Below are 14,220 nucleotides of genomic sequence, written 5' to 3'. Positions count from 1 at the left end.
GGTGTCCGGCTTGTTTTTACTATATCAGTACAACAAAGAACATGAAACGACAACCCACATTGTAATTCCCGCAAAAGAATTTGCGCTCTGTTGCGTGATCTGCAACTTTACCTGCATTCCTCTTTACACAAGCATCAGGATTCTATCACAGCAGATAAACGTTTCTTGAACCCATCTTGAATGGGCAACTGCTCAACCAACCGGAGATAACGATAATAAGCGATGCGCATATGAACAGAAGCATATGTTAATGCACCGGAATTCTCCAATAACTCTAGTAGCTCGTTTATTCTGTTGCAAACTTGTTTGTACGTTAATCGACCTTCAAAATAATCAATCACCCAGTGGGATTGCCCATTCAGATTCGCGATTAAAGCAAGCACAGGAAGGGTTTTTTTTCGATTCCAAAAGTCGTTCTTCCCTTCCCGATTCATCACATCCAAAATATCATTTTTGATCTGAGCGGCTAAACCCAACTGCTCGGCGTATTCTTCTACTTCCACACGGCTCTCTCCACATGCGAGAACCGTACCTATTTGACAAGCCATCACAATCAAGGATGCTGATTTGTCGACAACTGTTTGTATATATTCACTTTCGCTGCGAATCCGGCTTGTCAAATCCATCATCTGACCGTTTACCGCTTTTATAGCCTGGGTGTTCAAAAGAGCGGCAGCCTTATATTTTCGCGTGGTCTCAAAGTCGCTTTCCAGCAAGAGATGCTGGGACAAGAATACGAAACCAAGCGCAATATTTAGTACACATTCTTGTGGAATGGAGCTCCAAACGGCCACTGTATTATCACGATCTTGAAGATCATCGATCATGTCCAGCGCGAGCAAAAGCAATTCAACAGCAGCGACCGCCCTATAAATCGCTTTGCCTTCACCACCATAGATTTGATAGTGCAAACTTGTCAGATTTCCGATTTTAGTTCCACCTTGCAACTTGTACAAGACACATTCCACTGCTTGCTTGCAAAGTACCTCATCTGTAAATTCTTTCTCTATGGCCTGGCACAATATCTGTTCGATCTTCATGTCTTCCACCATCACATATCCTCCTCATTCTCTTTTTTTCCATTTTAAATATTTTTTATATTTTTTCCAATAAGATATCATATTTATCTTTTTTGGCTCAACTTCCTAAGAATTAACGACAAAAAAACTCCTCTGGCTATATAGTAGCCAGAAGAGCTCCACTTAAGATTTATTCAGAAGTCTACCTTGTTCTAAAGTCTTTAGGCGCTGTTCTTCAAAACTGAGTAATGCGCCGTAAGGATGCAACGGGGAATACATACTTCGAATATAACTCAAGTATGAATCCGCGCTTTCATCCGAACAATGGGTAAAAGCCTCCACTTTGAGTAAAGACAATGGATCCAGTACCTGCTTGTTGAGCAGAAGATGTAAGAGAATGTCCGCCCCCCTATGGTCCCTCACTTCTTTCAATCGAATGACCTCTTCAGACAGGATCATTGCTACTGTATTCTGGTGTATGGGGGTTGTCCTTATTTCTTGCCAAAATTCGACTAAATTCTTTATCAGCCTGGTGACTAAAATATCTTCATGATTTCTATCACCCTGCATCGCTGTGTAAAAATATAAAACATTCAGATTATGCAGATCTTTGCTCCATTTAGTATCATTTCTCTCCGCTACTTCATACAGATACCGCCGTGAATCCTTAAGCAGAAAATCCAGCTTTCTGACGTCCATAGCGCTGGCAGTAATCAACGCATTCCAAGCAAAGAAAAGTGAATAGTTGCGTTTACCGAGCAAAAGAGCGTTTGTTCCATCTGTAAATAACGTACCGATCCCGATGGCGACTGACAAAAGACCAATCAGCCCCCACAGGCTGAGAAAATCGGATGAGAGCTTCAGAGCAAGCAGACCGAGAAGCAAACTAAACGTCGGACCAGCCGAAGAAATTACGCGTTGAGCTCGTATTGATGAGGCAAATGTGCGCTCGTCCTCATAAGCAGCGACTTCCGCTTTCATTGCTCCAAAAAAGTAGGCTTGTTTCCATTTCCATTCGAGGTGAAACGGTGAAAATGAAAACAGAAATGGTCCAAATATCAGATGGGTAACTCGGTTTCCCATAAACAGTGCACCGAGGATATGACCGAATTCATGTAACATAATAGCTATTACCAGTGCAATTGCAATATTGAGCAAGAGGGTAAGAAGCGACAACACTCCCCCCCACCCTCCTAGTGTTGGTATACCTTCTGTATCCCCCAGCAAAAACGAAGTAGCCAGAGCGAAAACAATCGTCACTCCAACAAAAACCAGCAGGTTCTTTTTCAAAAAACTTCCTCCTACGCCATGGGGCTGTCTTCCCCTGAATCTCCAAACATAACGTCCATCTCTTGAGTTCCTACTAGTATTTCAAACGCATTCATCTCCAGAAATAGTCTTTCAAGCATATTCATTCTCTCATGAATCAACTGCTCCATATACTTTTCATAAAGAGCTTTTCTTGCTTGAATTCGCCCGTTCATGGGTTCAACCGCATTAGTGCTGCGTATACATTCACACCCCCTACACCGAATACTTCATCCGCTCCAGGTTCCCCATAATCAGTTGCCGTCTCAAATAATATATCTTTCACCGCAGATGGACTCAGTCTGTAACCCTGCTCTTTCGCTTCAGCGATCAGCAGCCCCGCTGAAGCAGCCACCTTGGGAGCAGACAGACTGGTCCCTATCATAAATTCATAACCGACTGGCAGACCCACCAGCTTGCTTAGCTCTGATTGCGGAAGATGGATAGGATATGTCGTCAAGCACATACTCGTTAAGTTCAGCTCACCTTTGGTGAACCAGGTACTCCCATAATCCCCACCCGGAGATGCAATCATATCGCGCAAACCATAGTTCGAATAAAACGACTTTTCATGCTGACGATTGTAGGCAGAGACAGTGATGACACCAGCTAAACCACCAGGTGCATGAACGGCAGCCTCAAATGCATCCCATTTGAGCGCTTGGGCAAGACTGGAGGGATCACCAATATTAAGCCCGTCTGTACCAGAGGAAGCTACCACAGTCACCCCTTTTAATTGAGCATATGCCAACGCTCGTTCATAAGCGAGCAGCGCTGCTTGGTCATCAGGCTTCAATAAAGACTTGTAAGTCCCTAAACTGAGATTAATCACATCGACGTTATCGTTTACCGCCTCTACTATGGCCTCAACGACCCAAGAACTATCCGCCTTTCCCGTATCGAATACTTTATAAGGAACCAATCCAAGCCCGGGTCCCACACCAAGCAGCTTTCCATCCGCAGAGATCGTTCCAGCAATCATCGTCCCGTGTCCAAGGTTATCATCAGTGGACTCTATGCCAGGCACAAATGATTTCCCGGTTCCGATAAGGCTATCCTTCAGATCAGGATGAGAGGCATCGATTCCACTATCCACCACAGCGATGACCACATCCCGGCTTCCGCGTTGAATATCATGACTTTTCCAATCATCAGTTACTTCTTTGATGTCCCAGCCCCATTTCTCATATAATAGCTCCTCTGCCCTAACTGTTTCTTCGCCACGATTAGCATTTAATCCTTCGAAATCCATTGTTTTGAATAATGACTTATCTAATTTCGGGTTATCTCCCATATTTTGAATATCCACCAGATTTTGTTGCACAATCTGTGGAGTGAGCGCGGCAGCAATCATTTCTGAATCGTCCAATTTAAGTTCCAGTTTCGGGTCACTGCCAGTGTACTCCACCGCATCTGTGAATGCTTGTAGAACAGCTAACTCCGCTTCTCTCACGAGTGTGGGGGAAGACCCGCTCAACCGTATTAGCCCTGTTTCTGGCACTATAGTAGCTTGGATATCTTTCCACCCTTCTAAAAGAGTAGCTGCTTGCTCTGGAAACATACCTTCCTTGAATAAGACAAGTCTACTATATGAATCCCCTGTTACACTAAGCTCCATGGCCGCAGAGGCATCCGCTACTCCCGTCGCTGATACGCCTGATATTCCTACTAATCCTGCTGACAAGGCCATAGATAAGGACAAAACGCAAACCTTCAAATTATTAACTTTAGACTGCCAGTTCATGCTCTTTTTCCCCCTTATTCATATAAAGTTGATAATATAACCCTTTCTGATTGATTAGCTGCATATGGCTGCCACTTTCCACGATGCATCCTCTGTCCATCACAATGATTCTGTCGGCATCAATCACCGTGCTCAAACGATGGGCAATAACGATCCGTGTACAGTTCATCTGCGACAAAGCTTCTTCAATTCTGGCTTGGGATAAATTATCGAGTGCACTGGTCGCTTCATCCAGCAGCAGAATATGAGGCTCAGTTACAATAGCTCTGGCCAGAAGTAACCGCTGTCTTTGTCCCCCCGAGAGGTTCGCACCACTTTCAGACACCATCGTCGAATAACCAAGCGGGAGCTTGAGAATTTCCTCATGAATATTCGCCTTGATGGCGGCCTGTACGACCTGTTCCAATGTTATTGAGTCGTTCAGCATACGTATGTTTTCTTCCACAGTCCGTTGGAACAGTCGTGTGTCCTGCAAAATCGAACCCACATGTTTTCGTAGCGACTGCAAATCCATGTTTTTTAACGAACGTCCGTCATAACGTACCTCGCCTTCGGTCGGCATATAGAAGCCAAGCAATAGTTTAGCCAGTGTTGTTTTGCCTGAACCGGAAGGACCAACGATTGCAATTTTCTGACCAGGTTCGATCTGAAAATTCAGTTGTTGCACTGCTTCGGCTGAAAAAGGGGTGTATCGGTAAGAGACATGATCCAATTCGATCCGGCCACTCAAACGTTCTACGACTTCGCCATTTTCTTCTTGCTCAGGCTTCGCTTCAATTACATCGTAGATGCGCTGCAAATAAGAACTGACCGTAAGCAACTGTGTATAAGCTGAGCCCAGTGAGACGATGGGGATCATGAAAGCCATCGCAAGTGCGTTAAATCCCAGTAGACTGCCAAGTGTCATCTGTCCACTCCACACAGCATGGCTTCCAGCCCACAGCAGCAGCAACGGCAGAATGAACTGAATTCCAGTCGAAAAGGACTCAAGCAATGAGACCCAAACATTGCGCTTTTGTGTTACCGCCAATTGCCCCGTAAACAACCCGCGCCATGAATTGAAAATCCGATCTTCTGCACCTGCAAGCTTGATATCCGTGATCCCGTAGATACATTCAGCGAGAAAACTTTGTGTCCGACTTTGCTCGGTGATTTCGCGACTGGAGAACTTCCTGGTCACTAGTGTCGTCAAGACCAATACCAAGAATATTCCAATTCCCACACTGATGACCAATAATGCGAGTGAACTCGATTCCACCAGCATCAGCACAGCATAAGATATCAGCAAAATGAAGTCGATTACGACCGTCACCATGCGATTCGACAGAATCTGCCGTATGTATACGTTCGCATTCGTTCGAAACATCAACTCGCCGCCTGTGCGGGATTCAAAAAAAGAATAAGGAAGTCGTAACAAGCGTCCAATGAAAGTCTGCATCATACTCAGATCCATTACACTCTGAAGTCTGGCTACAGACCATCCTCTCAACATACAAAAAGCTTCGTAGAACACAAACAGCGAAAGAAGAGCAAATCCGATCAAGGAAATCTGATCTCGAGCCATATCCATCAAAAGACTGTCTGTAATATAGGCAGTCAGCTTAGGTGCAATCAGACCAAAACTTTGCAGAATAAGAGACACACACAGAATTCCGATTAACCATTTCGGTTGTTTAAATGCAAGCTTGATGAAAAATCCCCAGTTATTTCTCCCTTTTCGCTGCTCAAACCCATTATCTGGTGCTAAACAAAGTATATGTCCACTATACTTTTCACGCATTTCTACCAAAGAGAGCGTCCTGCGTCCAAATGAAGGATCTACAATTGTGACCTTGTGTTTGCCTACTTTTTCGATTACGACAAAATGCTTATTTTCCCAATGGGCAATTGCGGGGAGTGGCAGTTTGCGTAGCTCGTCAACGTCAGCTCGATATGCTTTACTCTTCATGGAATAGCCGGAAGAAATCGTGATCAGTTGCAGAAGTGAACTCCCACCACGAACAACGCCGAAGCGTTCCCTGATCTCGTGTAACGAAACACGGCAACCGTAACTTGCCATAATCATTGCGACACAGGCAATTCCGCATTCTGAATCCTCCATCTGCTCAATAAAAGGGACCCTTAATCTAGGCATAAGTCAGCTCCTGCTTGTGTTGTCGCACCTCATCATAGAGAGCATCTACAGGTGGGCAGACCCATCCAAGATGGCAAGCAAGGATGCCGATCTGTACCCGGGAGATAATCTCCCATTTGACTTTAATGGAGAAGATAATCTCACCTACACGTCTACGACTGATAAATAAGCTCTGTGCAATTTCTATGTCCTTCATACCCTGTGCAACCAAAATCGCAACTTCCTTTTCTTTCTCACTTAGATGCATAGCCATTTCACTCCTATCGTTTATTGAGGTGCTTGAGCTTCATCATAGAGGCTCCTGCGTGGTTTCGCACCGAAAACAACCTCTGCAGATTACGCCATTTTCTTGCGATATGAACTGCGGGTTGTCTGGCTCCTATTGCGTTGTACAAAGCAAGTTAATTTCTGCCATTTTGCGTAGTACCGCGAAAGGCTCATGCCCAGTAAGATTAAGCCATGAACAACACACCAAGCACGAGAGGAGGTGATCGGATATGAATCGTGAACATGCACTTCGTTTTCTTGAAACGCAAAGTCCAGTGGGAGAGACTCTGGTAGAGCTGAGTCAGGAAGAATTGATGCGAGTACACGGCGGCGCCGATGTACAACCAGAAACTACCCCATTATGCGGATTCCTCGTAGGTGTGGGAATCGGAGTTATTCTCTCGGTAACAAGTTGTTAATGAGATCATGCCTTCCTTACTTTGTTACTAAAAAACAAAATAAAAAAATGGAGGAATTTAAAATGAAAAGAGAAGACGTCCTGAACGCCCTAGAAAGTGCCAATCCGGCAGGAGAAGCATTAGTTGAACTGAGTCATGCTGAACTGTCTCGTGTGTTTGGCGGCGGTGATGTACAACCAGAGACAACTCCTGTATGTGCGGTTGCTGCAACCGTTGCTGCATCTTCAGCAACTTGCGCAGCTGTAGGTGGCGGGATCGCGGTAGGTGTTACAATCGTTCTAACAATCAAAAGCTGTTAATTCATCACGAAGATTCTCATAGGATAATAACGATTCATTTTGAGTTCTTGCGAAGTGTACAACCACTGGGTTGTACACTTTTTGGCGTTGCTCTGAATTCTTGATTATGAATCATAAATTGCTATTTTGCGAAGTGCAATCTCTGATTCATTCTTGTTATGATGAACCCATCATATGAATCGGGGGGAATTATGATGTCTACTCTAACGACTCAATCGCACGATTCCAAATATAGTGCTCTGAATGCATCAGCTCTCTTTTTTGAAGAGCGGAAAGACTTTTTGGACACATTGGACCAGTCTGAGAATCAAGCAGAAGCACGTAAAACAGCAATAGACCATTGGAGGAATGAGGCTCTACTGCTAGATGATAACCAATATCAGGCTCGCCTGAATGCATTGGGCTTGAGTGAAGAAGAGTTTGGTAATCTGCTTCTGCTTTCGTTGAATACCAAAGCACTGAGCACAAATAATCCGGTAGCTAAAGACCAAGTGCGAATCGGACTTAAAGAATGGGAAGAGGCGTTGCTTCTGAATCGCTCCATCCCTCTGCAAAGTGGAGCTCCGACCAAGCTGATTTCCGCATTCCGTCCTTTCCTGCTCTGGGCAGCTCGACAATGGGATACCTTCGTGGACGAATGCACAGAAGTACGCTTGATTGCAGATGTGGATCGTTTAAGAGAAAAGCTTCTTCAAGATCTAGCGGAGTGTCTATTACAGTTTGGGGCGCGAACGTTCGTCCTGGAACTTCATGTAGCCAAGCAGATGGGTGAGCTATACGGGGATACCCCTGAAGAACGATTTCGCAGTTTCGTAGAAAGAAAGTTGTGGGATACAGCTCAGCTCGAATTTTTGTACAATGAGTATCCTATGCTCGCCCGTATGTTGATGATCCGAACGATATTTATCGTCAACGCAACATTGGAAGCGATGGAGCGCTTTACCGCAGACCGCCCCAAATTGATCCTGACACTTGGGCTGCCCCAAGATTGTGGTCGCTTGCAATCGTTTGTAGCCGGTATGGGCGATGCACACCAGGAGGGTCGTTCCGTCATTCGCATGCAATTGGAAGATGGTACCGAACTGGTCTATAAGCCAAAACCACTCGGAGCCTCGAAACATTTCAGTGATTTTCTTGGTTGGATGAACAGTCAAGGATTCCAGCCCGAATTCCAACCGATGCGGGTCCTAGATCTGCAAAGCTACGGGTGGGAAGAGTTTATCATGCAGAGGGGCTGTACGAATTCAAACGAGGTAGAACGCTATTACACTCGGCTTGGTGGCTTGCTCGCCATACTATACAGTATGCGCGGCACTGATTTTCACATGGAGAACGTGATTGCATCCGGCGAACACCCGATCCCAATTGACCTGGAAACGGTGTTTCACAATACACCTACACTTCATTTCCCGGATACAGCCGATGTGGAAGCCAAGAAAAAAATCGTCGATTCGGTCATCGGCACGGGGCTACTCCCACTACTACTGTATCAGAACGAGGAAGGATTCGGAGTCGAAATGAGCGGTATAGGTGGTGGTGAGCAAGTACTTCCATTCCCGGTACTTCAAGTCGAAAACGACGAAACTGACGAGATGCGTTTCGTACGCAAGGCCAAGTCTACCAAGGGATCAGAAAACATCCCTATGCTGAATAATATTCCAACACATGCAGCCAAGTATGTGGATCATATTGTGGAAGGTTTCCGACAAGCATGTTCAATTTTTCGTCGCAATCGGACGCTGCTACTTGACAAGAATAATGGTCCACTCGCACCTTTCGCAAACGACACCGTGAGAATTATTTTGAGAGCTACACAATTCTATGCCAACTTTTTGATGGAATCGGGACATCCGAATTATACACGCGATGCTTTTAAACGCGAACTCCTAATGGACCGTCTCTGGTTTACAGTACTCGATCCACGTGCTATTGCTTCGGAACGACAGGATCTGCTATATGGCGACATTCCCTACTTCACTACGACCCCTTCTTCACTTGATCTGTTCGATAGCCGAGGCCAACGTATTCCTGGATTCTTTGCCTCTTCTAGCTATGATCTAGCTTTAAAGCGTCTACTTTCCTTAGACGACGAAGAAGATCGACAGGTGGACTGGATCATATCCTCCATTCTTGGCTCAGCTGACTGGCGAACAACAGAAAAGGAATACTGCAACAAGGATAAAATCTTGGTAAATCTTGAAGAAACGGGCGAATCTGACGACCAGGCAGTAGAATCCATTGATCAGAATAATACTTTTCTGGAACAGGCTTCGGAAATAGGGGACTACCTGCTAAAGGAAGCGATCTATAGCACTGGAGGACATGACGCCACATGGGTAGGAGTCGGTATGAACTACAGGGGGCAATGGAACGTAGCAGCGATGAAAGGTGGTCTATATGACGGAGCAGCTGGACCATCTCTTTTTCTAGCACAGCTAGGACGTCTCACAGGCCAACGTAAATACAGTGACCTCGCTCAACTTTCTATGCGAACATCCATTGCATCACTGCCTTATAACACTAGCTTCGGCTCGGCATTTTATGGACAAGCTTCTGTGCTTTACAGCATGCTTCAACTGTCCGCATTAGGTTTGAATGAGAAAAATTGGAGTGAGAAAACAGCGCTGATTCTGAATCATCTACGCATGGGCGTGCCATTTGATAATTGCTATGACGTGCTGGGTGGGGGTGCAGGTATCATACCTGTGCTATTAGATTTGTACCGTGAGCAAGGAATAGAAGAAGCACTGGACACGGCGATCCTCTATGGTGACCGATTGCTGGAATATGCGATACCTGTAGGAGACGGGCTTGGCTGGCCTTCTCCCTTGAAAAATAAAAAACCCTTAGGAGGCTTCGTACATGGCTCGGCTGGCATAGCTTGGTCACTCCATCGACTCGCCAGAATTAATGGCGATCCACGTTATCTGGAAGCAGCCGAAGCTGCACTAAGGTATGACCGCTCGCTATACAATTCGGAGAAAAAAAACTGGACGGATTTGCGGAAACTGGAGGCGTCAGAAGCTCACTCATCTAAGTTCTGGTGCCATGGTTCTGCGGGAATCGGGCTGAGTCGTTTACTCCTGCTCCAAGATAGTGAGTCCTTGAATGGCTGCACTGCGATGCTGGACGAAATTGAAACCGCCATCCACTCATCGCTGAACGGAGGTATCGGAGCAAGCCACTGCCTGTGTCACGGTGATATGGGCATCCAAGAGCTTCTACTCCAATCCGGGCTGATCCTAGGACGTCAAGAAGATTTGAAAAAAGCTCGACTACTTGCTCAGCATGTGATCCGTGAAAAAAAATTGACTGGTCATTGGCAGACAGGCGTGCCCCGTGCAATAGCTACTCCGGGCTTTTTCCTTGGCTATTCCGGGATAGGATACCAGCTTTTACGGACTGTCGATCCGACGAGCGTACCATCGGTCTTATCGTTGGCACGGCCTGCACTCTCTTAAGATCGCTATCAAATTAAATCCGCCCCATCTCCAGTTCACTGGTAACTTTTTGTTATAGTTGTTGGAATAAACAAACGTTTGCACCGCACAAGAATTTGTCGCGGTGCTTTGTTGTATTACATGAAGACGGATTGACTACACATCCCGGTTCATTCAGGGTCTGCCACTTTTACAAGTTGTTTGCCCAGGTTATCTCCGGAGAAGAGGCCCATAAATGCTTCTGGCGTCCGCTCAAAACCATCCACGATGTTCTCTTCGTATTGTATATGACCTTCCTTCATCCATTTTGCCAATTTGGCCCGGCCCTCTTTGAAGAATTTGGCATAATCACCCAGCAAAAAACCTTTCATTAACGCTGTATTGGTTAGCAGCAGCGTCTGTGGACGCAAACCGATGTCCGGCTTCTCCAGATTATAGGACGAGATCTGCCCACAGAGCGGAATCCGCGCATTTCGGTTGATATGACGCAGTACGGCATCAGAGATATCACCGCCAACGTTGTCGAAATAAACGTCTACACCATTCGGACAAGCCCGTTCTATGGCAGCTGACATATCCTGCTCATGTTTGTAATTCAACACAACGTCGAATGCCAGTTTTTCTTTCAGGTAAGTACATTTTTCGTCAGAACCAGCGATTCCGACCACACGTGCACCTACAATTTTGCCGATCTGACCTGCGATCATGCCCACCGCTCCGGCTGCACCAGATACAACAACCGTCTCGCCGTCCTTCGGTTTACCAATGTCTTCCATTCCAAAATAAGCGGTCAGACCCGTCAGACCGAGCGCGCCCAGATACGCTGTGAGCGGTGCCTCTTCTGTATCAATCAGGGTAATATCTGCTGTATTTACTGCCGCGTACTGCTGCCAGCCCCACATTCCTGATACCAGGTCACCTTTGCGCAGATTCGGTTCCGAAGACTCTACAACCTGCCCAATCGTCCCACCCTTGATCACTTCGTTCAAAGCATAGGGGGGAGCATAGGATTTTGTATCTTTCATCCGGCCCCGCATATACGGGTCTACAGACAAATATAGTGTACGTACCAGAACTTGTCCTGCCTCCGGCTCAGGAAGCGGTGCATTAATGAATTGGAAGTTTTCTTTGGATGGGGCACCTTCGGGACGTGATGCAAGTACGATCTGTTTATTTTCAGACACCAAAATTACCTCCTTCTTGCCAGTGGACCTGGGTTAACCCTCTGTCAGCTGATCTCTTTCACCACCGGCTCTATGTGTAACGCCTCTTATTAGTTTAAACCGAAACAGGCGGATCACAAACGTGGGCCGCCTGGAAATATGCAAATATCATCACATTGTAGCCATACAATGGATGACAGGAATGATTATTGAGCAGTCAGAATCACAGGGCCATCCGCAGTAATGGCAATGGTATGCTCGTATTGGGCAGACAGACTCCCATCCTGGGTACGTGCCGTCCAACCATCCGAGTCCAGCTTGCTGCGATATGTACCAATGTTCAACATAGGCTCAATCGTAATAACCATGCCTTCCTTAAGACGCGGACCACGATGTGGTGGGCCGTAGTGAGGTACTTGAGGTTCCTCATGCATCTTCTCACCAATTCCGTGACCGATAAATTCACGCACTACCGACAGGCCTTCGCCTTCCGCATACGTTTGAATCGCATTGGAAATGTCTCCGATCCGGTTGCCAACCACTGCCAGTTCAATCCCTTTGTAAAGGGATGTTTTGGTAACATCCAGCAGGTGCTGCGCTTCAGGAGTGACTTGACCCACGGCATAAGACCATGCGGAATCGGCCAACCAGCCGTTCAGATTCACAACCATATCAATCGTAACGATATCGCCATCCTTCAGCGCATATTTCCCCGGAAATCCATGACAGATTACATCATTAACCGACGCACATGTCGCATACTGGTATCCGTTATATCCTTTTTGCTCCGGCGTGGCGCCATTTTTCTTCATAAACGCCTCTGCAAACTGATCGATCTCTTGTGTCGTGATACCCGGGCGAATCATTCCCGCGATTTCTCTATGGCATGCGGCAAGAATCTCACCAGCCTTTTTCATATATTCGATCTGTTCTTTAGTCTTCAACGTAATCATTACAACTACTCCTTGTCCGTTAAAATCTTATCCTGTCTTCTATTGTAACGCGAAACGCGCAAAATAAAAAATTCCGTGTAATCATCAACATTCCATTATGCGCCAAACCATTGTCCATTGAAAACATTTCTCCTGAAAAAACGAAACCCCTTCCGGGAAAACCCCGTATATGCTTAAAACGGTTGAAGACGAAAGGATGAACTTCGATGTTCAAAAAGATTATAGGTAAACTTCTCGATTCTAAATCTTCATCTCACCGTAGGCGTAACAGCTCATCGGATCGACGATCCTATAAACGTTACAGCAGTTCCTCAGGCAAACGTGGTTACAGACGCTATTCGTCTTCGGATGTAAAGCACCGGGATAACCGCCATGGCTCCGGTTATTATAAAAGCAGAAAATACAGCTCCAGCTAAGCTGCTGCCACACTGTATTCAACAGAATTGTTCTTATCAGTTAGCCCAGCGTCAAAATAGTGGGATATGTAATAAAGGGGTTTCCGCCAGCCGTATTGCACGGGAGCAGAATACCCCTATTTTCTTTTTGATGATACGTTATGAAATTCTTATAAAAAAAGGAAAAAGACCCCTGTAGAAAGCACCTAGAGGTCATGAATAGCAAATATATAGGCTAAGCAGCGTTTAATTTACCGCATTTTCAGCCGTATAATCTCTATCTCAGCCTGTAATTCCGCAGCCCCTGCTTCATAATAAGGACGCAGCCCCAGAAGTCGCTCCAGCATTTGGTGCAATTCGGGTGTGAGCTCAAGCTCTTCCTGCCAACTGGCAGGTTCCCGACCCTTCTCCGGCTCATAAGCCGAATACAGCATAAACAACAGAAAATGACCGAGATCCTGCAAATCCTGCTCAGGGGCAGCCCGTTCGTCATCAGGCTCAGGCATTTCACGCAGCCGGCGTTTCAGCTCAGGCAGCAACGGCTCCCCCATGCGCCGTGCCAGGCCGAAATCAATCAGATGAACTTGCCCGTTACGCAAAATGACGTTCGGAATACGTACATCCCCATGAATAAACCCCTGCTCATGAACATGTGCAATGGGAGTCAACAGCTGGCTTACCAGTTCCAGACATTCCCGCTGCGTATAGGTTTGACCTTGCTCAAATATACACTCCTCCAGTGTCTGCCCCCGAATATATTCAATAACGATATAACGGCGTCCCCGGTAGGTGAATGAATCCAGCAAATCCGGAATGGCCGGATGATCCATACGGTTCATCACATCCGCTTCCCTGGCCAGCAGCCGTGCAGCAAGTTTGCCCTTGCTGGGTTTGGATTCTTTTAACGCCACATCCCTACCGGTCTGTTCATCGGTACACAGATATGTCAGTCCATAGCTCCCCATGCCAAGTAATTCATGTATCGTATAACGCCCGGCGATCAACGTACCTTTCCGCCGGGGGCGGTCTGTCCATAGGCCTAGCAGTCTTTGCCAGCTTCGTCGCAGCTCCACAGATCC

Annotated in this window: 13 protein-coding genes; 4 read left to right on the top strand and 9 right to left on the bottom strand. The window is 46.3% G+C overall.

Annotated elements, in window-relative coordinates; genetic code table 11:
* Nucleotides 1-134: 134 nt before the first annotated feature.
* The 6 genes from ACFTRD_RS25020 to ACFTRD_RS24995 form a co-directional block, all read right to left on the bottom strand.
* Nucleotides 135-1,052: a polyprenyl synthetase family protein gene (locus ACFTRD_RS25020; protein ID WP_379384758.1), complete on the bottom strand. Its 918-nt coding sequence runs from the start codon at nucleotides 1,050-1,052 to the stop codon at nucleotides 135-137.
* A 150-nt stretch (nucleotides 1,053-1,202) separates the two neighbouring features.
* The gene (locus ACFTRD_RS25015; RefSeq protein WP_379384756.1) at nucleotides 1,203-2,309 is read right to left on the bottom strand and encodes a site-2 protease family protein; all 1,107 of its coding nucleotides are present in this window, start codon (nucleotides 2,307-2,309) and stop codon (nucleotides 1,203-1,205) included.
* Between the two features lie 11 nt (nucleotides 2,310-2,320).
* Nucleotides 2,321-2,503 carry a hypothetical protein gene (locus tag ACFTRD_RS25010; RefSeq protein ID WP_301881909.1) on the bottom strand — a complete coding sequence of 61 codons (183 nt, stop codon included), beginning with the start codon at nucleotides 2,501-2,503 and terminating at the stop codon, nucleotides 2,321-2,323.
* Nucleotides 2,500-4,071: a S8 family serine peptidase gene (locus ACFTRD_RS25005; RefSeq protein WP_379384753.1), complete on the bottom strand. Its 1,572-nt coding sequence runs from the start codon at nucleotides 4,069-4,071 to the stop codon at nucleotides 2,500-2,502. Before ACFTRD_RS25005 ends, ACFTRD_RS25010 begins: the two co-directional genes overlap by 4 nt.
* Nucleotides 4,055-6,205, bottom strand: coding sequence for a peptidase domain-containing ABC transporter (locus ACFTRD_RS25000; RefSeq protein ID WP_379384751.1), 2,151 nt, complete (start codon nucleotides 6,203-6,205; stop codon nucleotides 4,055-4,057). Before ACFTRD_RS25000 ends, ACFTRD_RS25005 begins: the two co-directional genes overlap by 17 nt.
* The gene (locus ACFTRD_RS24995; protein ID WP_379384748.1) at nucleotides 6,198-6,458 is read right to left on the bottom strand and encodes a LuxR C-terminal-related transcriptional regulator; all 261 of its coding nucleotides are present in this window, start codon (nucleotides 6,456-6,458) and stop codon (nucleotides 6,198-6,200) included. The genes ACFTRD_RS25000 and ACFTRD_RS24995 overlap by 8 nt, the downstream gene beginning before the upstream one ends.
* 244 nt (nucleotides 6,459-6,702) lie before the next feature.
* Here ACFTRD_RS24995 and ACFTRD_RS24990 point away from each other — a divergent pair, with 244 nt between their 5' ends.
* From ACFTRD_RS24990 to ACFTRD_RS24980, 3 genes are all read left to right on the top strand, one after another.
* Nucleotides 6,703-6,891: a mersacidin family lantibiotic gene (locus tag ACFTRD_RS24990; RefSeq protein WP_094938127.1), complete on the top strand. Its 189-nt coding sequence runs from the start codon at nucleotides 6,703-6,705 to the stop codon at nucleotides 6,889-6,891.
* Nucleotides 6,892-6,953: 62 nt separating this feature from the next.
* A complete protein-coding gene (locus ACFTRD_RS24985) occupies nucleotides 6,954-7,190 on the top strand; it encodes a mersacidin family lantibiotic (RefSeq protein ID WP_094938128.1) in 237 nt (78 codons plus the stop codon).
* Between the two features lie 191 nt (nucleotides 7,191-7,381).
* The gene (locus ACFTRD_RS24980; RefSeq protein ID WP_379384746.1) at nucleotides 7,382-10,651 is read left to right on the top strand and encodes a type 2 lanthipeptide synthetase LanM family protein; all 3,270 of its coding nucleotides are present in this window, start codon (nucleotides 7,382-7,384) and stop codon (nucleotides 10,649-10,651) included.
* 149 nt (nucleotides 10,652-10,800) lie between these two features.
* Here ACFTRD_RS24980 and ACFTRD_RS24975 read toward each other — a convergent pair whose 3' ends face one another.
* Together ACFTRD_RS24975 and map are read right to left on the bottom strand one after the other, a co-directional pair.
* The gene (locus ACFTRD_RS24975; RefSeq protein WP_379384744.1) at nucleotides 10,801-11,814 is read right to left on the bottom strand and encodes an NADP-dependent oxidoreductase; all 1,014 of its coding nucleotides are present in this window, start codon (nucleotides 11,812-11,814) and stop codon (nucleotides 10,801-10,803) included.
* A 185-nt stretch (nucleotides 11,815-11,999) separates the two neighbouring features.
* Nucleotides 12,000-12,746 (bottom strand): type I methionyl aminopeptidase, encoded by a 747-nt coding sequence (map, locus tag ACFTRD_RS24970; protein WP_192262750.1) that lies wholly within the window; start codon nucleotides 12,744-12,746, stop codon nucleotides 12,000-12,002.
* A gap of 372 nt (nucleotides 12,747-13,118) precedes the next feature.
* Between map and ACFTRD_RS24965 the strand changes: the two genes are divergently transcribed.
* On the top strand, nucleotides 13,119-13,340 hold the full coding sequence (locus ACFTRD_RS24965) for a hypothetical protein (RefSeq protein WP_379384742.1): 222 nt from the start codon (nucleotides 13,119-13,121) through the stop codon (nucleotides 13,338-13,340).
* Nucleotides 13,341-13,392: 52 nt separating this feature from the next.
* Here the strand turns inward: ACFTRD_RS24965 and ACFTRD_RS24960 are convergent, their stop codons facing one another.
* Nucleotides 13,393-14,214, bottom strand: coding sequence for a serine/threonine protein kinase (locus ACFTRD_RS24960; protein WP_379384740.1), 822 nt, complete (start codon nucleotides 14,212-14,214; stop codon nucleotides 13,393-13,395).
* Nucleotides 14,215-14,220: the final 6 nt, after the last annotated feature.

The sequence above is a fragment of the Paenibacillus sp. NPDC056933 genome, assembly GCF_042674385.1.
In the GTDB taxonomy this organism is placed as follows: Bacteria; Bacillota; Bacilli; order Paenibacillales; family Paenibacillaceae; genus Paenibacillus.
Note: the sequence above shows the minus strand (reverse complement) of the source record. Positions and strands in the feature narration are given on the sequence as shown.